At 67.2% G+C, this 19,017-nt stretch carries 18 protein-coding genes; 15 read left to right on the top strand and 3 right to left on the bottom strand.

Translation table 11 applies throughout. The features are described 5' to 3' along the window. Window position 1 precedes the first annotated feature (1 nt). The 7 genes from JTE92_RS08535 to JTE92_RS08505 all read left to right on the top strand — a co-directional run bounded on the left by JTE92_RS08535 (window position 2) and on the right by JTE92_RS08505 (window position 7,000). Window positions 2–1,219, top strand: a complete 1,218-nt coding sequence (locus tag JTE92_RS08535; RefSeq protein ID WP_063241314.1) for a CaiB/BaiF CoA transferase family protein — start codon at window positions 2–4, stop codon at window positions 1,217–1,219. Next, entirely contained in the window at window positions 1,216–1,896 is a 681-nt protein-coding gene (locus tag JTE92_RS08530; RefSeq protein WP_174544886.1) for an enoyl-CoA hydratase/isomerase family protein, read from the top strand. The genes JTE92_RS08535 and JTE92_RS08530 overlap by 4 nt, the downstream gene beginning before the upstream one ends. A 13-nt stretch (window positions 1,897–1,909) precedes the next feature. Further along, window positions 1,910–3,133: an acyl-CoA dehydrogenase family protein gene (locus tag JTE92_RS08525; RefSeq protein ID WP_063241315.1), complete on the top strand. Its 1,224-nt coding sequence runs from the start codon at window positions 1,910–1,912 to the stop codon at window positions 3,131–3,133. A gap of 31 nt (window positions 3,134–3,164) precedes the next feature. After that, entirely contained in the window at window positions 3,165–4,319 is a 1,155-nt protein-coding gene (locus tag JTE92_RS08520; protein ID WP_063241316.1) for an acyl-CoA dehydrogenase family protein, read from the top strand. Window positions 4,320–4,412: 93 nt separating this feature from the next. Next, window positions 4,413–5,444, top strand: a complete 1,032-nt coding sequence (locus tag JTE92_RS08515) for a Bug family tripartite tricarboxylate transporter substrate binding protein (RefSeq protein ID WP_116386919.1) — start codon at window positions 4,413–4,415, stop codon at window positions 5,442–5,444. A gap of 111 nt (window positions 5,445–5,555) precedes the next feature. Next, a complete protein-coding gene (locus JTE92_RS08510; RefSeq protein WP_063241318.1) occupies window positions 5,556–6,590 on the top strand; it encodes a porin in 1,035 nt (344 codons plus the stop codon). 113 nt (window positions 6,591–6,703) lie between these two features. After that, the gene (locus JTE92_RS08505) at window positions 6,704–7,000 is read left to right on the top strand and encodes a DUF2917 domain-containing protein (protein WP_232353431.1); all 297 of its coding nucleotides are present in this window, start codon (window positions 6,704–6,706) and stop codon (window positions 6,998–7,000) included. On the opposite strand, the gene JTE92_RS08500 is transcribed toward JTE92_RS08505, so the two are convergent. Next, complete coding sequence (locus JTE92_RS08500; protein WP_063241320.1) at window positions 6,969–7,901, bottom strand: LysR substrate-binding domain-containing protein; 933 nt, start codon at window positions 7,899–7,901, stop codon at window positions 6,969–6,971. The genes JTE92_RS08505 and JTE92_RS08500 overlap by 32 nt on opposite strands. A gap of 197 nt (window positions 7,902–8,098) precedes the next feature. Here JTE92_RS08500 and JTE92_RS08495 point away from each other — a divergent pair, with 197 nt between their 5' ends. Next, window positions 8,099–9,397, top strand: coding sequence for an MFS transporter (locus JTE92_RS08495; protein ID WP_063241321.1), 1,299 nt, complete (start codon window positions 8,099–8,101; stop codon window positions 9,395–9,397). Beyond that, entirely contained in the window at window positions 9,394–9,534 is a 141-nt protein-coding gene (locus tag JTE92_RS08490) for a hypothetical protein (protein ID WP_157096937.1), read from the top strand. The genes JTE92_RS08495 and JTE92_RS08490 overlap by 4 nt, the downstream gene beginning before the upstream one ends. A 19-nt stretch (window positions 9,535–9,553) precedes the next feature. Here the strand turns inward: JTE92_RS08490 and JTE92_RS08485 are convergent, their stop codons facing one another. After that, on the bottom strand, window positions 9,554–10,285 hold the full coding sequence (locus JTE92_RS08485; protein WP_063241322.1) for a GntR family transcriptional regulator: 732 nt from the start codon (window positions 10,283–10,285) through the stop codon (window positions 9,554–9,556). Window positions 10,286–10,546: 261 nt separating this feature from the next. Between JTE92_RS08485 and JTE92_RS08480 the strand changes: the two genes are divergently transcribed. The 6 genes from JTE92_RS08480 (at window position 10,547) to JTE92_RS08455 (ending at window position 18,104) form a co-directional block, all read left to right on the top strand. Further along, window positions 10,547–11,866, top strand: a complete 1,320-nt coding sequence (locus JTE92_RS08480) for an NAD(P)/FAD-dependent oxidoreductase (protein ID WP_063241323.1) — start codon at window positions 10,547–10,549, stop codon at window positions 11,864–11,866. A gap of 95 nt (window positions 11,867–11,961) precedes the next feature. Further along, window positions 11,962–13,290 (top strand): MFS transporter, encoded by a 1,329-nt coding sequence (locus JTE92_RS08475; RefSeq protein WP_063241324.1) that lies wholly within the window; start codon window positions 11,962–11,964, stop codon window positions 13,288–13,290. Window positions 13,291–13,335: 45 nt separating this feature from the next. Further along, complete coding sequence (locus tag JTE92_RS08470; RefSeq protein WP_063241325.1) at window positions 13,336–14,244, top strand: dihydrodipicolinate synthase family protein; 909 nt, start codon at window positions 13,336–13,338, stop codon at window positions 14,242–14,244. Further along, the gene (locus JTE92_RS08465) at window positions 14,244–15,752 is read left to right on the top strand and encodes an aldehyde dehydrogenase (protein WP_063241326.1); all 1,509 of its coding nucleotides are present in this window, start codon (window positions 14,244–14,246) and stop codon (window positions 15,750–15,752) included. The genes JTE92_RS08470 and JTE92_RS08465 overlap by 1 nt, the downstream gene beginning before the upstream one ends. A gap of 208 nt (window positions 15,753–15,960) precedes the next feature. Then, window positions 15,961–16,920, top strand: coding sequence for an aromatic amino acid DMT transporter YddG (yddG, locus tag JTE92_RS08460; protein WP_169834850.1), 960 nt, complete (start codon window positions 15,961–15,963; stop codon window positions 16,918–16,920). Window positions 16,921–16,964: 44 nt separating this feature from the next. Next, window positions 16,965–18,104 (top strand): porin, encoded by a 1,140-nt coding sequence (locus JTE92_RS08455; protein WP_174544887.1) that lies wholly within the window; start codon window positions 16,965–16,967, stop codon window positions 18,102–18,104. 118 nt (window positions 18,105–18,222) lie between these two features. Here the strand turns inward: JTE92_RS08455 and JTE92_RS08450 are convergent, their stop codons facing one another. Further along, window positions 18,223–18,843, bottom strand: a complete 621-nt coding sequence (locus tag JTE92_RS08450; protein WP_063241328.1) for a hemerythrin domain-containing protein — start codon at window positions 18,841–18,843, stop codon at window positions 18,223–18,225. Window positions 18,844–19,017 lie beyond the last annotated feature (174 nt).

Below are 19,017 nucleotides of genomic sequence, written 5' to 3'. Positions count from 1 at the left end.
CATGGCAAGCCGGCAAGACCTGCCCCTGGCAGGCATACGGGTAGCGGAGTTCGGGCAGTTCATCGCGGCGCCGGGCGCGGCCATGATGCTGGCCGACCTGGGCGCCGACGTCATCAAGGTGGAGGCGCTGCGCGGCGACAGCGCGCGGCGCTTCGACGGCACCAGCCCGCAGAGCCCGATGTTCCTCGCGTACAACCGCGGCAAGCGCGGCATTGCACTGGACCTGCGCAGCAGCGGCGGCACGGAGGCGGCGCGCCGGCTGGCGCTGGCCAGCGACGTGGTGCTGCACAACACGCGCCATGGGGTGATGGAAGCGCTGGGCCTCGACGCCGACACCCTGCGCGCAGCGAAGCCGGAACTGGTCTATGCCGCGATCAGCGGCTTCGGCACGCGCGGACCGTCGCGCTCGCGCCCCGGGCTGGACATCGCCGCGCAGGCGGAAAGCGGCATGATGTCCGTCACCGGCGAGGCCGGCGGCCAGCCGCTGAAGGCGGGCTTCGCGCTGATCGACGCGGCCACCGCGCTGGCCGCTGCCAACGCCATCCTTGCCGCGCTGTTGCGCCGCCTGCGCACCGGCATGGGCGAGACCATCGAGACCTCGCTGCTGCAGGTCGGCGTGCAGCTGCAGGCGCAGTTGTGGGCGGAGTACCAGTGTTCGGGCGCGCTGCCGGTGCGCAGCGGCAACAGCCAGCCCAGGGCCGCGCCCGCGGCCGACGTGATCGCGGTGGCTGACGGCCACGTGGTGCTGTCGGCTTACCTGGACGAGCATTTTGTCCGCCTGTGCCAGGCCATCGGCCAGCCCGCGCTGGCGCATGACCCGCGTTTTGCCAGCAATGCGTTGCGCGTGCAGAACCGTCCCGCGCTGCTGGCGATCCTGCACGAGGCGCTGCGCCACCTCGGTGGCGATGCCGCGCGGGCGTTGCTGGAGCACCATCACGTCGTGGTCGGCGTGGTGCGCGACTACCACCAGGTGGGCGCCAGCGACGACGTGCGTGCCAGCGGCATCCTGCGCACGGTCGGCAACGGCGAGGGCGGCCAGCTGGAACTGCCGGGACTGCCGTTCACGCTGGCGAGCATGAACGCTGACGTCATGGCTGCGGTGCCGCGCCTCGGCCAGCACACTGCCGAGGTGCTGGCCGAGCTCGGCTACGACGCTGCACAAATCGGCGAGCTGGCCTGCGCCGGTGCCATCGGCTGCGAACAGCGGGAGGCGGCATGAGCGAAGCCCTGTCCACGGTGCCAGTGCTGCTGGTGCGCCACGCCGGCTGGACCGAGCTGGTGCTGAACCGGCCCGCGCAGCGCAACGCCATCGATGGTGCGCTGGCGCGCGCGCTGGCCGATGCCATCGACACCATCAACGCCGACACCGCAACGCGCGCCGTGCTGCTGCGCGGCGCCGATGGCGCCTTCTGTTCCGGCCTCGACCTGAAGGCCCTGCAGGCGGAACCCGAAGGCATGGCCGGGTTTGCGCGAGTGTGGGAGCGGGTACACCTGTCGCTGCGGGACAGCCGCAAGGCCTGGATCGTGGCGCTGGAGCGCCATGCGGTCAACGGTGGCGCGGCGCTGGCGCTGGCCGGCGACCTGCTCGTCTGCGGCACCGGCGCCTTCCTGCAGATCGGCGAAATCCGCCTCGGCATGGCCGCGCCGCGCAATGCGGCGTGGCTCGCGCTGCGGCACTCCGAAGCGGTGGCGGCGCGGCTGTGCCTGCTGGGCGACCGGGTGCCCGCCGCCGATCTTCTGCGGCTGGGCATCGCCACCGAAGTCACCGGCGACGCGCGGGTGCTCGACCGCGCGCGCGAGCTGGCCGCGACCATTGCCGGTTTCCCGGCCGACGGCGTCGCCGCGATCAAGAGCGGCATGCGCGCGGCCAGCACCCGCCGCGCACTCCATCACTGAAGCGAGACCCCGCATGAGCGAATCCGTTATCCCCGACAGCGAAGCCTCGCTGCGGGACTTCCGCAGCGAGGTGCGCGCGTTCGTCGCGCAGGCGCTGCCGCATGGCGTGCGCGAGAAGGTGCGCCTGGGCCTGGAAGTGAGCAAGGACGAGATGATCGACTGGCAGCGCCGGCTGGCCGAACGCGGCTGGCTCGCGCCGCACTGGCCGCGCGACTGGCAGGGCCAGGGCTGGAGCGCCGAGCGCCGCGCCGCGTTCCAGGAGGAACTGGTGCTGGCCCACGCGCCGGAGACCGGCGGCATCTCGATCGAGATGATCGGGCCGATCCTGATCCGCTATGGCACGCCGGCGCAGCAGCAATACTTCCTGCCGCGCATCCTCAACCTGGAGCACTGGTGGTGCCAGGGCTATTCCGAGCCCAACGCCGGCTCCGACCTGGCCTCGCTGAAGACGCGCGCGGTGCGCAAGACCCGCCCCGACGGCACCGAGGTGTACGTGGTCAACGGCAGCAAGATCTGGACCTCGTACGCACAGTACGCCGACTGGATCTTCTGCCTGGTGCGCACCGACACCGGGGCGCGCGCGCAGCAGGGCATCAGCTTCCTGCTGGTCGACATGCGCAGCCCCGGCATCGGCGTGCGGCCGCTGGTGGGCATCCACGGCTGGCACCTGTTCAACCAGGTGTTCTTCGATGACGTCGAGGTGCCCGTCGAGAACCGCGTCGGCGACGAGAACGCCGGCTGGGCCATTGCCAAGTCGCTGCTGGAGCACGAGCGCCTGAACCTGGCGCGCGTGGCCGAGAACCGGCGCCGGCTGGCCAAGGTGCGCGCCATCGCCGCCGAGCTGGAGGAGAGCGGGCAGCCGCTGCTGCTGCGGCCGTGGTTTGCGCGCCGGTACCGCGAGCTGGAGGTGCGTCTGGAAGCGCTGGCCGCGACCGTGCTGCGCTTTCGCCAGCGGGCGCGCGCCGGCGCACGGCTGGGCCCCGAGACCGGCATGCTCAAGCTGCTGGGCAGCCGGCTGATCCAGGACATCGAGAACCTGGCCGTCGACGCGCTCGGGCCCGGCACGCTGGCCTACGACCGCGCCGCGCATTTCGAGCCGGCAACGCCGCAGCCCGGGCAATCCGCCTATGCGGCGGCGGCATCGGCCCGGCGCTTCGTCACCCGCGGCTACACCATCGCCGGCGGCTCCAGCGAGATCCAGCACGAGCTGCTGGCCAAGCAGGTGCTGGGCCTCTAGCCCGCGCACCGCTGCAACAGGAATCAACCCCATGAGCAACCTTCAGGGCGATCAGGACGATCAGGACGATCGCCGCATGCTGCAGGAAAGCGTGCGGCGCTATGTCGAGCGTGACTACGGCTTTGCGCAGCGTGGCGCGGCGCTGGCCGAACCGGGCGGCTTCTCGCGCCGGCACTGGCAGGCTTTCGCGGAATTCGGCTGGCTGGCGCTGGGCCTGCCCGAAGCGTGCGGCGGCCTCGGCAATGCCGGCGACCAGGCCTTGCTGGCCGAGGAACTGGGCCGCGCGCAGCCCGCCGAACCGTGGCTGGCCAATACTGCGCTGTGCGCGCCGCTGCTGGCCGCGTGCGGCGATCCGACGCATGTGGCCACCGCCGCGGCGATGGCGCAAGGGCGCACGCTGCTGGCACTGGCCGCGTGGGAGCCGCAAGGGCGCCATGACGCCTTCGACGTCGGCACCACGGCGCGGCAGCACGGCGATGCCACCGGCCAGTGGACGCTGGATGGCCACAAGACGCTGGTCCTCGGCGGCGGCAGCGCCGATGTGTTGCTGGTGCTGGCCCGCACCGGCGGCGCGCGCCGCGACCGCGACGGCCTGACGCTGTTCGCCGTGCCCGCCGCCATGCGCGGCATCCAGGTCGAAGCGCTGCCGACCTACGACGGCCGCCAGACCGCGACGGTGACGCTGCGCCGCGCCGGCGTGCCGGACAGCGCGCGTATCGGCGCGGTGGACCGTGCCTGGCCGCTGGTCGAAGCCGCCATCGACCATGCCATCGCGATGGCTTGTGCCGAAGCGGTCGGGACCATGGCCCGCGCCTTCGAGCTGACGCAGGACTATGTGACGACGCGCGAGCAGTTCGGCCGCCCGCTGTCCGCCAGCCAGGTGATCCGCCACCGGCTGGTGGACCTGTATGTCAGCGTCGAGCAGGCGCGCGCCATCACCGAGGCGGCCGCCGCGGCGCTGCACGGCGATGCGCCGGCGCGCCGGCGCGCGGTCTCGCTCGCCAAGGCCTTCGTGTCGGTCGCGGGCCGGGCGCTCGGCGAGGATGCGGTGCAGCTGCACGGCGCGGTGGGCATGACCGACGAGATGGAGATCGGCCACTGCTACAAGCGGCTGGCAGCGCTGGCCAACCTGTTCGGCGATGCCGACTGGCATTACGAGCGGCTTGCGGAGGCCGATCCCGCCTGACCCTTTGCCCAGGGCGCCGGCGAGCGCCCGTTTCGCAACAAGCCGGCAACGTACCGGCACAGCGCGGCCAATGCGCCGCACGGAGACAGCAGCATGTTCAGCCATCAAACCGGCGCCCGCGGCGCCCGCGGCGCCCGCGGCGCCCGCGGCGCCCGCCGGGCCTGCTCGGCCCTCGCCGCGGCGCTGGCCCTGGCGGGCGCCACCGGCGCGCACGCCGAGGCCGCCTACCCGAACCGACCGATCCGCATGGTGCTGCCCTCGGGCGCCGGCACCGTGACCGACCAGACCGCACGGCTGGTCGCCGAACGCCTGACCACCGCGCTGAAGCAACCGGTCGTGATCGACAACCGCCCCGGCGCCAACGGCATCATCGCCAGCGAGACCGTGGCCCGCGCCATTCCCGACGGCTACACGCTGCTGTTCACCTATTCCGCCACGCTGACGGTGAATCCGTGGACCACGCCGTCGCTGCCCTATGACCCGGTCAGGGATTTCACGCCGATCGCGCGTCCCAGCGCGCCCGGCGGCAACCTGCTCGCCGTCGGCGCGAGCGTGCCGGTGCGCAACCTGCAGGAACTGCTGGCCTATGTGAAGGCCAGCAAGAGCGAGCTGGCGTACTGCTCGTGGGGCGTGGGCTCGGGCGGCCACCTGGCGATGGAGTACCTGAAGGCGAAGACCGGCATCCACCTGCGCCATATCCCCTACAAGACCGCGACCCAGTGCAGCAACGACCTGGCGGCCGGCCACGTGACCATCGGCATCACCGATTCCATCTCGTCCATTCCGCACCTGAAGGCCGGCCGCATCCGGGGCATCGCCGTGTCGGGCCCCGAGCGGCTGCTGCCGACGCCCGAGGTGCCGACCATGACCGAGCAGGGCGTGCCGTTCCAGCAGGCCAGCTGGGTCGCGCTGTTCGGGCCCAAAGGCTTGCCCGCGCCGATCGTCGCGCGGCTCAACGCCGAGGTCAATCGCATCCTGCAATCGCCCGAAGACCGCGAGCGTTTCGCCGCGATGAACCTGAAGCCGGCCACGCCGACCAGCGCGGCCGACCTGGCAAGGCTCGTCAGCGCGGACCTGGCGGCATGGGGCGACGTGGTGAGGGTGGCGGGACTGAAGGCGCAGTGAAGGCGCAGTGAAGGCGCAGTGAAGGCAGCACACGATGACAACAACGATGACAGACAACAACGATGACAACAACGAGGACGGGAGACAGGCAGCGTGAAGGCTAGACAGTGGATGGCAATGGGAATGGCTGGGGCGGCACTGGCCGCCGGCAGTGCGGCCGCGGGCACGATGCAGCTGTTCGGCGTGGCCGATGCCTCGATCGAATACGCCAGGGGGTCGGACAGCGTGGTGCGGATGCGGGAAGGCCAGCAAGCGGCATCGCGCTGGGGCATCCGCGGCATCGAGGACCTGGGGGGCGGGCTCAAGGCGAACTTCCTGGTCGAATCGGGCTTCAACATCGACACCGGCACCGAGTTCTTCGGCAACAACCGGCTGTTCGGGCGGCAGGCCTATCTCGGGCTGTCCGACGGCTGGGGCGAGTTCCGCCTCGGGCGCCAGTACACGCCGTCGTTCTATGCGCTGCTGCGGCTCGACCCGTTCCTGCTCAACGGTGCGGTGTCGCCGTTCAACCTGCTCAGCGCCACGGCGTCGCAGGGCACCGGGCACGTGGCCTATGGTGCCCGCTTCGACAACGCGGTGCAGTACTTCTCGCCCAAATGGGGCGGCTTCGCCTTTGGCGCAGCGGTGGCGCCGGGCGAGGTGCCGGGGTCGCCGCGCTCGGGGCTGAACTTCGGCATGAACGCGACGTACGAGGCCGGCAACGTCTACGCGTTCTACAGCTACCAGGGCATGTACACCGGCGCCAACGTGCCGGTGGAGCCGACGCTGACGTCGAATCACTTTGTCGGCGGATCCTATCGCTTCAAGCCGGTGGAAGTGGGCCTGCTGTACAGCATGGCGAGCAGCAACCGGCCCGAGACGCGGTCGGCACGCCACTATGGCGTGACCTTCAGCTGGACGGTGACGCCGCGCGACACCTTCAAGGCGGCGGCGGTCAAGCGGCAGATCCTGGGCGGCGGGGAACGGCCGCTGGCGATGACGGTGGGGTGGGACCACGACCTGAGCAAGCGCACCACGGCGTACCTGCGGGCGGTATGGGTGCATAACAGCGCGGGCGGCAGTACCAGCATCAACAGCATCGCGATCGATCCGGGCAGCGGCGACGATGCCAGGTCGGTGAGCGTGGGGTTGCGGCATCGGTTTTGAGGGCGGGGCAGGCGGCGTGCGTGGCATGCCGGCCGGGCATGCCACGCCGATGCAATGCTCATGGCAGGCCACCTCACCGGTTCGCACAATGGAAAGGCCAACCGGAGCCTTTCATGTCCTCATGCATGCTTTCCCTGGAAGCGGAATGCCGGCGCCTGCGGCTGCGCGCCGGCGCCGAACTGGTCTGCCGTGGAGGCAGCCTGTGGCTGACCTTCGAGGCGCGCGACCAGCCGTCGCCTGACGTCATGCTCGCGCCCGGCGAGCGCTACCGCCTGCATGGCGACGCCGACGTGTTCATCGCCGCGCTGCATGGCGCCGGCCCCGCGTTGTGCCAGGTCGAAGCACCGCCGCATTCTCGGCGCGCCGGCCCGCCATGGTTCACATGGCTGCGGGGCGGCCGGGCGTCCTGACGGTGTGTGCGGCTTCCCGGCAGATCCATTCGGCCACGCGCCTGACATCCTCGCGCGGCTGGTCCGAGGCATGGATCAGCCAGTACGCGTTCGGACTCGGCGGTGCCTGCAGCGCCGTCGGCACGATCACGAGCTGGCCGCCATCGACCAGCGGCCGCACCAGTTCCAGCCGCCCGAGTGCGATGCCCTGGCCCGCCAGCGCGGCATGGATGACCTGGTCGTACTGGTTGAAGCGCAGCATGCCGCGCTGGCTCGCCTGGTGGTACCCGCCCGGCTCCAGCCAGCTGCGCCACTGCAGCCATGGGCGGGGATCGTCGAATTCCAGCAGCGGCAGGCGCAGCAAGGGCTCATCGTGCGTGTCCGCCTCGCGCAGCAGCGAAGGGTGGGCGACCGGGGCGATATGCTCGCCGAACAGGCGCACGGCACCGGGCGGCGCCGCGGCGTCGCGGCAATAGCGCACGGCGAGGTCGATGCCCTCCGCACGCAGGTCGCTGAGGCGGTTGCTGGCGGACAGGCGCACGTCCAGCTGCGGATGCGTCTTCTGCAGGCTTCCCAGCCGCGGCAGCAGCCACAAGCCGGTCACGCCGATGCTGGCGGTGACCGTGACCGGCCGCTGGCCCTCGATGCGGCGTACCTCGGCGACCACGTCCTGCAACTGCTGCAGCGCGCTGTCGGCGCTGCGGAACAGCCGTTCGCCTTCGGCGGTAAAGGCCACGCCGCGATGCTTGCGCACGAACAGCGGCACCTTCAGCTGCGCTTCCAGCGCGTGGATCTGCCGGCTGACGGCCGACTGCGTCAGGCACAGGTCATCCGCAGCCTGGGTGATGCTCATGCGCCGGCCGACGGCGACGAACCCCTTGAGCAGGTCGAGCGGAAACAGCCGCACGAGCGGGACAGACATGCGAGGGCCTCCTGGCAGACACGGCGGACAGACGCGCGAAACCCCATTACAGCACGATCCGCAATGTCTTTGCCATGCGCAGCACGCATGGCAAAACGACAGAATGATCGCTTGAGGCACGGCGCGGGGGCGGCTGCAATAGAGCCATCCCGCGCCTGTTGGCGCGATCTTCCGCCACTGTCCGCCAAGGGGCCGTCATGACCACCCGCCTGCCGCATTCGTCCGCCGCCCTCGCTTCGCCGCAAGCCGCCACGCCGTGGTGGCGAACGTTGTGGGCCCTCGTGCTGGCCGGCGGGCTGCTGATGGGGCTGGCATTGGGCGTGCGCCACGTGCAGGGTTTGTTTCTGCTGCCCATCATCGGCGAGCGCGGATGGACCCGCGAGACCTTCGGCTTTGCGATGGCGGTGCAGAACCTGACCTGGGGACTGGTACAGCCCTTTACCGGCATGCTGGCCGACCGCTTCGGCTCATGGAAGGTGATGGCCGGCGGACTGGCGCTCTATGCCGTGGGGCTGTACGGGATGACGCAGGCGGATACGTCGCCGGGCTTCGTCTGGTCGGCAGGCGTGTGCATCGGCATGGCGCTGTCCGGCACGACCTTCGGCGTGGTGTACGGCGCGCTGAGCCGGATGACCGACGCCGCGCAGCGCAGCCGCGCGCTGGGCCTGGCCGGCGCCGTCGGCGGCATCGCGCAGTTCGCGCTGGTGCCCGCTACGCAGGGGTTGCTGGCCGGATCGGGATGGGCGGCCACGCTGCTGGTCCTCGCCGTGGCACTGGCGGTGGTGCTGCCGCTGGCGCTGCCTTTCCAGGATCGGGCCGCCGCCGCGCCGGCGCCCGGCGGCGATGAAGCCAAGGCGGCCGGCGAACTGCCGCTGCCGGCCGCGGTGCGCGAGGCCTTCAGCCATTCCGGCTTCTGGCTGCTGAACCTCGGCTTCCTGGCTTGCGGCTTCCAGCTGGCGTTCATCGCCAGCCACTTGCCCGCCTACTTGCTGGATCGCGGCATGCGCCCGGCCGACGGCATGGCCGCGCTCGCCATCATCGCGCTCGCCAATGTGGCCGGCATCTATGTGTTCGGACTGCTGGGCGGGCGCCACAGCAAGAAGTACCTGCTCGCCGGCATCTACCTCGCACGCACCTCGGCGATGGCTCTGTTCCTGCTGCTGCCGCTGAGCACGCCGCTGAGCACGCCCGCCTTGTACGTGTTCTGCGCGGTGATGGGCTTCCTGTGGCTGGGCACCGTGCCGCTGACCAACGGGATCCTCGCGCAGGTGTTCGGCGTGCGCTATCTCGCCACGCTGTTCGGCTTCGTGTTCTTCGGCCACCAGCTGGGATCGTTCTTCGGCGTATGGCTGGGCGGACTGGTGTTCGAGCTGACGCGCTCGTACGACCCGGTCTGGTTCGGCGCCATGGTGCTGGGCGTGCTGGCCGCGGCGCTGCACTGGCCGATCGACGACCGGCAGATCGTCAGGGCGGGCCTCGCGCCGGCGCGGACATGACGCCGCGCCGCGGACCGGCACTCGGTGCATGGCTGTCGGCGCTGGGCCTCGCGGCCATGTGTGCGGCGGCACTGGCGGCGTGGCTCGATCCGGCGCATGCGCTGGCGTGGGTGCAGCTGATGGCGCTGTGCCGCTAGCCGTGCCGTGCGGCAGGCATCAGAACGCCAGCGGCACCTCCACGCCAACCGGCGCAACGTACTCCGTCATCCGGCGGCGGGACAGGTCCATGTGCGCGCGCACGATGTCGCCGGCGGCTTGCGCATCATGGCGCGCGATCGCGTCGATGATCTGGTCATGCTGGCCGGCCGCCTTGCCGAGATCCGCCTCCATGTCGTGCGTGGTCGGATGGCGGTAGAAGATCTTGCCGAGCCGGGCATGGTCGATCAGGATCCGGCGCAGGCTGGGCATCAGGTAGGGGTTATGCGCCATCTTGCCGATCTGTAGGTGGAACTGGTCGTTGTACAGCACGCGGTTTTCGACATCGTTTTGTTCGATGGCCTCGCGGAATCGCTGCTGGATGGCCTTCAGTTCATCGATCTCGGCATGGGTCGCATGGATCGCGGCCAGTTGCGTGGTCGCAATGTAGATCAGCGGCGCGGCCAGGAAGAAGTTCCGCAGCGACTGGTGGTTCATCGACGACACGCGCGCCGCCCGGTTGGCCTCGAGCTCGATATATCCCTCGGCCGCCATCTGCCGCATCAGTTCACGAACGGGCGGGCGGGACAAGCCGAACTCTTCGCTTAGCGCCAGTTCGTCCACCACGGCGCCCGGCGCCATCTCCATGCTGACGATGCGCCTGCGCAGGGCTTCGCTCAGCAGCGCCTTCCGGTCCACGGAGGGATCGGCCAGCTGGGACTCGTTCTCGGCGGCTGCCTTTGTCTTCGCCATTTTCATCGCCTTTGTCTATCAATCGTAGACATTTTATAGCAGCCGGCGGGGTGGAGCAGCGTCGGCACGACTTGCCGGGATAAATATGCCTCATAAGTATCTCGTATGACATTTTGCTGCCGTGTTTACCCTGATGGCGGCATGCCTATCGTATGAATATTCTATGTCTACAATTTGTAGACAGTTACCACGACGACTACGACACGCGCTTTGGCGCCGGAGCGCGAGCGGTGGAGACAAGGGCGACAGCGAGTTTTCGAGATGACCAAAGTAACTTCCATTCCCGCCGACGATTCGACATGCGGCTGGTTTCATCTGAGCCAGCCACGCAAGCCGATGCCATCGCATTCGGGAGAGACCAGGGCGCGGTGGGTGGTAATCGGTGCGGGATTCACCGGCCTCGCCGCGGCCCGGCAACTGGCGCTCAACTTTCCGGGCGACAGGGTGGTGCTGGTGGAGGCCCAGGAGGTGGGATTGGGCGCGTCCGGGCGAAATGCGGGCTTTGCGATCGACCTGCCCCATGACATCGGGGCCGACGACTATATCGGCGAGATCGAAACGGCAAAGACCAGCCTGAAGCTGAACCTGACCGGGCAGCAGATCCTCCGCTCGCTGGTGGAGGCACACCGGATCGACTGCCAGTTCCGGAACTCCGGGAAATACCAGGCAGCGATCGAAGACCGCGGTGTCGCGGTACTCGAAGCGTATCGCCGGGGTCTCGACAAGCTTGGCCAGCCATACGAGATGATCGAAGGCGAGGCATTGCCGGAGCACATCGGCACATCCTACTATCGCAAGGCGCTGTTCACCCCCGGCACCGCGCTGATCCAGCCGGCGGCGCTGGTGAAGGGTCTGGCCAACAGCCTTCCTGCAAACGTGGAGCTCTACGAGCACACGGCCATCACCGACGTGGACTACGGTGAAAAGATCGTGCTGTCGCACCGGCAGGGCCGCATCGTTGCGGACCAGCTGATCCTGACGAATAACGCCTTCGGCATGCGCTTCGGCTTCCTGCAAGGGACCATGCTGCCGATCTTCACCTATGCAAGCCTGACCCGGCCGCTGACGCAGGCCGAGCAGGCGCGCCTCGGCGGCAAGCCGTTCTGGGGCCTGATCCCGGCGGACCCGTTCGGGACGACGCTGCGCCGCACCCACGACAACCGCATCCTGGTCAGGAACAGCTTCAGCTTCAATCGCGACGGACGCAGCCAGCAGAAATACCTGGACCGCTTTGTCAGGACCCACCGCGAATCCTTCGAGCGCCGGTTCCCGATGCTGCCCGGCGTCGAATTCGAATACACGTGGGGCGGCTCGCTGGCGCTCTCGCGCAACCACATGGGCCATTTCGGCCAGCTCGCTCCCAACGTGTACGGCGCGCTTTGCTGCAACGGCCTGGGCGTGACGCGCGGCACGGTGACCGGGACCTTGCTGGCGGATTACCTGGCGGGCGAGCGCAATGACCTGATCGACTTCCTGCTGTCATCGCCGGGGCCGAACAGGAATCCGCCCGAGCCGTTCCTGTCCATGGGCGTGAACGCCAATCTCTGGCTGGGACAGCGGCGGGCGGGCAGGGAGATCTGATCGTCTATCCATGGGTTCCAGGACCCTCGGCTTTCATCAAAAAGACTCGGCTTCCGCATGTCACCAGGCGGTCCGGGCATTGCAGGAGACAAGGCGTGGCAAACAATGTATCGATCGAAGACGTGCCGTTGAACGGCTTCCACCAGCTGCTGAGCGTGCGCTCCGGCGGCGGCTGGGTGCTGGACGGCTATGTCCTGAGCATTATCGGCGTGGCGATGGTGCCACTGTCTTCCGCGCTCGAACTGAGCAGTTTCTGGCAAGGCATGATCGCGGCCTCCGCCTTGCTTGGCATCTTCTTCGGGGGATTTCTTGGCGGCCTGCTGACCGGGCAGCTGGGCCGGCAGAAGCTGTATTTCTTCGGGCCGACGATCTTCGTGCTGTGCTCGGTGGCGCAGTTCTGGGCGGATTCGGGCGTGGCGCTGTTTTTCTTCCGCTTCCTGATCGGCGTGGGTGTCGGCTTTGAATATCCGGTGGCCGGGTCGCTGCTGGTGGAATTCATGCCGAAGAAGTACCGCGGCCCGCGCCTGGCGATGCTGACCATCCTGTGGTTCGCCGGTGCCGCACTCGCCTATATCGTCGGCAACATGGTCCTGGACAGCGGGCGGCCCGACGCATGGCGGCTGGTCCTGGCCAGTCCGGCGGCAATCGGCGTGGTGCTGCTGCTGTTGCGCATCGGCACGCCTGAATCGCCGCGCTGGCTGCTGAGCAAGGGGCGCACCGCGGAGGCCGAGCGCGTCATCAGGAAGGTCTATGGCCCGTCGTTCTCGCTACGGAACCTGCCGGAGCAGCCGGCCGAGAAAAAGGTATCGCTCCTGAGCCTGCTGCACTCGGGCTACGGCAAGCGCATGTTCTTCGTGTCGGTGTTCTGGAGCTGCTCGGTCATTCCGGTCTTTGCCGTGTATGCGTTCGCGCCGACGGTATTGCAGGCGCTCAACCTGAAGGGCGCGTGGGCATCGTATGGCTCGGTGGCCATCACGCTGCTGTTCGTGGTGGGCTGCATCATCGCCACGCGGCTGATCAATGTCATCGGCCGGCGCAGCATGCTGATCCATAGCTTCCTGTGGTCCGGCCTTGCGCTGCTGGGGCTGGGCGTGTTCTCCGACGGTGCCGAGTTGCTGGTGCTGGTCCTGTTCGGCGCGTATGCGGTCTTTATCGGCGGCGCCCAGGTACTGCAGCTGGTCTATCCGAATGAACTGTTCCCCACCGAGATCCGCTCGGCCGCGGTCGGCATGGGCGCCTCGCTGTCACGCATCGGCGCAGCCGTCGGCACGTGGCTGGTGCCCATCTCGCTGCAAAGCATCGGCATCGGCAACACGATGTTCGCTGCCGCCGGTGTGACGCTGCTCGGCCTGCTGGTATCGCTGGCGCTGGCTCCGGAAACGCGCTCGCTCAGCCTGCAGGAAGCGGCATCACTGAATCGCTAAGCCGCTCCCCCTTACCAAACTCCTTCCTGACTCCACGGAGAAACCATGAAATTCGAAGGCATCTATACCCCTGCCATTACGCCTTTGACGGCGGCAGGCAAGATCGACAACACCGCCTTTGCGGAAGTCCTCGAATCCCTGATCGAAGCCAAGGTCCACGGCATCATCATCGGGGGCTCGACCGGCGAATACTACGCACATACGGCGCAGGAGCGCCTCGACCTTGCCGCGCTGGCCAGGGAGGTCATCGGCACGCGCGTGCCGCTGGTTGTCGGCACGGGCGCGGTGCGCACCGAGGATTCGGTCGAGTATGCGAAGGCGGCCAGGGCCATTCGCGCCGATGCCATCCTGGTTGGCTCGCCGCCGTACGCGCTGCCCACCGAGCAGGAAAACGCCGCGCACGCGCTCGCCGTCGACCGCGCCGCCGGGCTGCCCGTCATGCTCTACAACTACCCCGGCCGGATGGGCGTGTCGATGGGCCGTGAGTTCTTCCGCACGGTCTCGGCGGCTTCCGGCAACTTCGTGGCCATCAAGGAGAGCTCGGGCCAGGCGGCACAGCTGCATATGCTGGCCACGGAGTTCAGGAACATCGATATTTCGTGCGGCTGGGACGACCAGGCGCTGGAGTTCTTTGCCTGGGGCGCGCGCAGCTGGGTCTGCGCCGGCTCGAACTTTATCCCGCGCGAGCATATCGCGCTCTACGAGGCCTGTGCTGTCGAGAAGGATTTCGACAAGGGCCGCCGCATCATGGCTGCGATGCTGCCGCTGATGGACTTCCTGGAGGGTGGCAAGTTCGTGCAGTCCATCAAGTTCGGCTGCCAGCTCGCAGGCCTGCGCCCGGGCGGCGTCCGTGCGCCGCTGCAGGGGCTCGACGAAGACGAGCAGCACGCGTTGCAGGCGATCGTTGCCAGGCTCAGGCAGGATGTCGCTGCGGTCGTCGAGGGGAAGGTCTGATGGCGCGGCTACTGACAGCAGCGGAATATGCCGCGATCGCCCGGGATATCGCACTGCCGACGCAGGCGTTTGTCGATGGCGCCTGGGTGCCCGCGGTGTCGGGCGCGACGTTCCAGACCACCAATCCCGCAACCGGCGAAGTGCTGGCCAGTATCGCGGCCTGTGATGCGCGCGATGTCGACATCGCGGTAGCGAAGGCCAAGGCCGCATTCGAGGACGGGCGCTGGCACCGCCGCTCCCCGTCCGAGCGCAAGGCCGTGCTGCTGCGCTTTGCCGACCTGGTGGAGCGGCACGCGCATGAATTGGCGGTGATGGAAAGCCTCGACAGCGGCAAGCCGATCCGCGAATGCCAGAACACCGACATTCCCGAGACCATCCATACGATCCGCTGGCACGCCGAACTGATCGACAAGATCTACGACAGCACGGCACCGGTCGGGGCGGGCGCGTTGTCGCTGGTAGTGCGCGAGCCCATCGGCGTGGTCGGCCTCGTGCTGCCCTGGAACTTCCCGCTGCTGATGCTGGCGTGGAAGATCGGCCCTTCGCTGGCCGCGGGCTGCTCGATCATCGTCAAGCCCGCCAAGGAAACCACGCTGACGGCATTGCGCGTGGCCGAGCTTGCGCATGAGGCCGGTGTGCCCGCCGGCGTGTTCAATGTGCTGCCTGGCGGCGGCAAGGAGGTGGGCGAGCCGCTGGGGATGCACATGGATGTCTCCATGGTCAGCTTCACCGGTTCGACGGCTACCGGCCGGCTGTTCCTCAGGTACGCGGCGGATTCGAACCTGAAGCGCATCGTGCTTGAGTGCGGCGGCAAGAATCCCGCGGTGGTGCTGAGCGATGTCGGGGATCTCGATGTCGTCGCGCAGCACGTGGTCAACGGTGCCTTCTGGAACATGGGCGAGAACTGTTCGGCCTCGTCTCGCCTGATCGTCCATGCCGACATCAAGGATGCGCTGTTGTCGCGCATCGGTGTCCACATGCGCGAATGGAAGATGGGCAATCCCCTCGATCCGGAGCATCGGATCGGTGCGCTGGTCAGCGAAGCCCATTTCGGCAAGGTGCGCTCGTATCTGGAGCAGGCCGGCATCGAGCAGCTGCGCGTGGCCTTCGGCGGCGGCACGGCGGGCGGCATTTTCGTCGAGCCGACGGTGGTCGACGGCGTGGGCCAGGACAGCAAGCTGTTCAGGGAAGAGATCTTCGGTCCCATCCTTTCGGTCACGACCTTCAACAGCGTGGACGAAGCCATCGCGCTGGCGAACGACTCCGTCTACGGACTCGCGGCCTCGGTCTATACGAGCAACCTGAATCACGCGATCCGGCTGTCGCGGGAAATCCGTGCGGGCGTGGTGACGGTGAACTGCTTCGGCGAGGGTGACATCACCACGCCGTTCGGTGGCTACAAGGAGTCGGGCTTCGGCGGCCGGGATAAATCGATCTGGGCGCATGACCAGTACACCGAGCAGAAGACCATCTGGATCGACGTACCGGGCCAGGCAGGCCACGGCTGAGTGAAATGGCGCTCGCGCGATGCCGGCCGCATCGCAATACGCGTATCATGCGCGGCTCGCCGGAGTCGGCGCCGGCATCCTGTCCTCCACCGTAATACGGTTCAGTTAACCACCGTCGTTCCCGCCTGCGCGGGAATGACGGTAGTGTTTGATGCCTTAACTGAACGGCATTAGTCCCTCCACCGTCCCTTATAAGGTCATCATTTCAATGCAAGCAGGTGTCATCCGAAGCAGGCGTCAGGCAACACTCATCGGGCTTGTCGCGATCCTGTTATGGAGTTCGATCGTCGGCCTGATTCGTGGCGTCAGTGAAAGCCTTGGCGCAACCGGCGGCGCGGCCATGATGTATACCGTTGCCTCCGCCTTGCTCTGGTTGACCGTCGGTTTCGCCAGGCCGAGTGAATTTCCCCGGCGCTACCTCGTCTGGGGAAGCATCCTGTTCGTTTCCTACGAACTGTGCCTGTCCCTGTCCATCGGCTATGCCAACAGCGCCAGGCAGGCCATCGAGGTCGGCATGGTCAACTACCTGTGGCCGAGCTTCACCATGTTGTGCGCCATTGCGTTCAACGGCCAGAAATCGAACCTGCTGATCGTTCCCGGTTTCTCGATTGCCATTCTTGGCATCTGCTGGGTACTTGGCGGCGACCAGGGACTGGACTTTGCCGGGATGGCGGCAAATATCCAGGACAACCCGCTCAGCTACGGGCTGGCCTTCTCGGGCGCCGTGATCTGGGCCGCCTATTGCACCGTGACCAGCCGGATCGCGGGCGGCAAGAATGGCATCACGCTGTTCTTCATGCTGACGGCACTGACCCTGTGGATCAAGTATTTCACCGGCGACGGCGGCGCGATGGTGTTCAGCTATCAGGCCATCCTGTATCTGGCGCTGGCTGCCTCCGCGATGGGGTTCGGCTATGCGGCGTGGAACGTCGGCATCCTGCACGGCAACGTCACGGTGCTTGCAGGCGCCTCCTATTTCATCCCGGTCCTCTCCGCTGCGCTGGCGGCCATGCTGTTGCGCACGCCGCTGTCGATCGCGTTCTGGAAGGGCGCATCCATGGTCTGCGCCGGCTCCGTCCTGTGCTGGCTCGCCACGCGCGGACAACGTTCCAGAACACCGGCCGCGCCGGAACCGGGCACAGCGCGTGAGCGTGCCCGTGGGCAGTGAAATCCATGCATAAACAGGACAAGAATATGTCCGGGGAGACAAAGATGAAGATTCGGTTGTCCGCCTTGCTGTGTGCGTTGTCCGCGCCGGCATTCGCACAGGGCTCGGTGACCTTGTATGGGGTGCTCGACGAGGGCCTCAACTATACGAGCAACGTCGGTGGCCACGGCATGGTGGAGATGGCAAGCGGATTTCCGCATGGCAGCCGCTGGGGTCTCAAGGGGACGGAGGACCTGGGCGGCGGCGTCAAGGCCGTGTTCCAGCTTGAGAACGGGTTCGACGTGGATAGCGGCCGCGCGTTCCAGGGCGGGCTGCTGTTCGGACGCCAGGCATACGTGGGCCTTTCCAGCGACAGCGTGGGTGCGCTCACCGCCGGCCGGCAATATGATTCGGTGGTCGACTTCCTGGCGCAGAATTCCGCGGGTGGCACGTGGGGCGGCTACATGTTTGCCCACCCGTACGATAACGACAACCTGATCAACACATTCCGCGTCAATAACACCATCAAGTACACCAGCCCCACGCTGGGCGGCCTGAAATTCGGCGCAACGTACAGCTTCAGCGATGACGCCAGCTGGTCGAATAACCGCCAGTACAGCGTTGGCGGCCAATATGCCAATGGCGGGTTGGTCGTGTCGGCGGCCTATCTGCGGGCCGACAATCCGTCTGCCACGTCCTACGGTGCCATCAACAACAGCGGTGACCAGAACCTGCTGGGCAGCAGGCTGAGGATCTATGGTGCCGGGGCCACCTACTCCATCGGCAAGGCAGCGCTGGGAGCGGTGTACTCCAATACCGATGTGGAAAATCCGCAAAGCTCCGGCTATGTCGGGCCGATCGTCCCGCCGGTGGGGACGCTGTCTTCACTCAGGTTCCAGAACTTCGAGGTCAACGCCAAATACCAGTTTGGCGCCTCGTACTGGGCGGGGGTGATGTACACCTATACGCGCGCCAGCGTCAATGCGGCATCCGGCAAGCAGCATCCCGCTTACCATTCGATCGGCATGATGGCGGATTACCAGCTGTCGAAGCGGACCGATGTCTATCTGCAGGGGATGTACCAGCGCGTGGGCGGCGACGCCACCGGTACGATCCTCGATACCGCTTATATCGCCGGTGCGGCCAATGTCTCCTCCAATCGGAACCAGCTGTTGCTGAGGACCGGCATCCGGCATTTCTTCTGACGCCGATTAGCTGGTCATGGGTATTGGGAGTGCGATCGCGTGCGGATATGACAAAACACTCGTCGCGCAACAACTCGATGTCGATCGTCTTGCTAGTGGTCGGCGAAGCGATCGACGTTCAGTGCATGGACGCGTTTGCTTCGCTGTCGATCTGATCGCGCAAGTTTTTGAAGTGCTTCTCCACATTGGCGCCGAATAGCGGATCGGCACTGGCCGGGTCGGTGGCGGCGACCTGCGCCCAGTCCGCTTCGGTCAGGAATCGGACGGCGCGCGGCATGACCTGTTTCTCCTCGGTGGACAGGTGGTTGCGGTAGTACACCAGGTACATGGCGGCGGCCGCTTCCAGTGCCGCTCGCGAGGTGACGACTTCGCTCTGGGCTTCACGCAGGCGCTCGAGCAATTCCGCGCCAACCGTGGCGATCACGCGATGTTCCTGCAATAGCCGGCTGATGATGATCCGCGTGCCCGGATCCCGCTCCACGAGCAAGGCGTAGGCGACATCCTCGCGGGGGTGGTGCACGCAATCGCCATAGTTGCGCAGGTAATGGATGATCGTCGCCATCAGGCCGTAGTCGGGCTGCTCGCCCTGATGGAAGGTGCTGACCTGCTTCTCCAGCAGGTCGAGCAGTGACGCGAAATGGATATGGTCGGTATGCCACGCGGCAAGCGGTGCCGGGCTCGGGGCGGAAAGTGAGGCGGAAGCCGAGGTCGGAAGCGGGGTGACGGGTGGGGTGGCCATGGCGCCTCCTGGGAAGCTGGGCAAGCTACGATATCGGGACTCACAGAACCTTCATTGACACAATAGTTTCCCTGCATGATTTGGGTCTGACGCAGATCAATGCGGCGCTAAGCGCCTGGGATCGCGTAAGAGGCGGAAGCCTTATCCGTCGCACATTTATCCGGTTTACCCGGC

This window comes from Cupriavidus oxalaticus (assembly GCF_016894385.1).
GTDB classification, from domain to species: Bacteria; Pseudomonadota; Gammaproteobacteria; order Burkholderiales; family Burkholderiaceae; genus Cupriavidus; species Cupriavidus oxalaticus.
Note: the sequence above shows the minus strand (reverse complement) of the source record. Positions and strands in the feature narration are given on the sequence as shown.

Bases quoted from the DNA above. Each gene is read 5' to 3' on its own strand.
- JTE92_RS08535 (WP_063241314.1), top strand. From the start codon at position 2: ATGGCAAGCCGGCAAGACCTGCCCCTGGCAGGCATACGGGTAGCGGAG.
- JTE92_RS08530 (WP_174544886.1), top strand. From the start codon at position 1,216: ATGAGCGAAGCCCTGTCCACGGTGCCAGTGCTGCTGGTGCGCCACGCC.
- JTE92_RS08525 (WP_063241315.1), top strand. From the start codon at position 1,910: ATGAGCGAATCCGTTATCCCCGACAGCGAAGCCTCGCTGCGGGACTTC.
- JTE92_RS08520 (WP_063241316.1), top strand. From the start codon at position 3,165: ATGAGCAACCTTCAGGGCGATCAGGACGATCAGGACGATCGCCGCATG.
- JTE92_RS08515 (WP_116386919.1), top strand. From the start codon at position 4,413: ATGTTCAGCCATCAAACCGGCGCCCGCGGCGCCCGCGGCGCCCGCGGC.
- JTE92_RS08510 (WP_063241318.1), top strand. From the start codon at position 5,556: ATGGCAATGGGAATGGCTGGGGCGGCACTGGCCGCCGGCAGTGCGGCC.
- JTE92_RS08505 (WP_232353431.1), top strand. From the start codon at position 6,704: ATGTCCTCATGCATGCTTTCCCTGGAAGCGGAATGCCGGCGCCTGCGG.
- JTE92_RS08500 (WP_063241320.1), bottom strand. From the start codon at position 7,901: ATGTCTGTCCCGCTCGTGCGGCTGTTTCCGCTCGACCTGCTCAAGGGG.
- JTE92_RS08495 (WP_063241321.1), top strand. From the start codon at position 8,099: ATGACCACCCGCCTGCCGCATTCGTCCGCCGCCCTCGCTTCGCCGCAA.
- JTE92_RS08490 (WP_157096937.1), top strand. From the start codon at position 9,394: ATGACGCCGCGCCGCGGACCGGCACTCGGTGCATGGCTGTCGGCGCTG.
- JTE92_RS08485 (WP_063241322.1), bottom strand. From the start codon at position 10,285: ATGGCGAAGACAAAGGCAGCCGCCGAGAACGAGTCCCAGCTGGCCGAT.
- JTE92_RS08480 (WP_063241323.1), top strand. From the start codon at position 10,547: ATGACCAAAGTAACTTCCATTCCCGCCGACGATTCGACATGCGGCTGG.
- JTE92_RS08470 (WP_063241325.1), top strand. From the start codon at position 13,336: ATGAAATTCGAAGGCATCTATACCCCTGCCATTACGCCTTTGACGGCG.
- JTE92_RS08465 (WP_063241326.1), top strand. From the start codon at position 14,244: ATGGCGCGGCTACTGACAGCAGCGGAATATGCCGCGATCGCCCGGGAT.
- yddG (WP_169834850.1), top strand. From the start codon at position 15,961: ATGCAAGCAGGTGTCATCCGAAGCAGGCGTCAGGCAACACTCATCGGG.
- JTE92_RS08455 (WP_174544887.1), top strand. From the start codon at position 16,965: ATGAAGATTCGGTTGTCCGCCTTGCTGTGTGCGTTGTCCGCGCCGGCA.
- JTE92_RS08450 (WP_063241328.1), bottom strand. From the start codon at position 18,843: ATGGCCACCCCACCCGTCACCCCGCTTCCGACCTCGGCTTCCGCCTCA.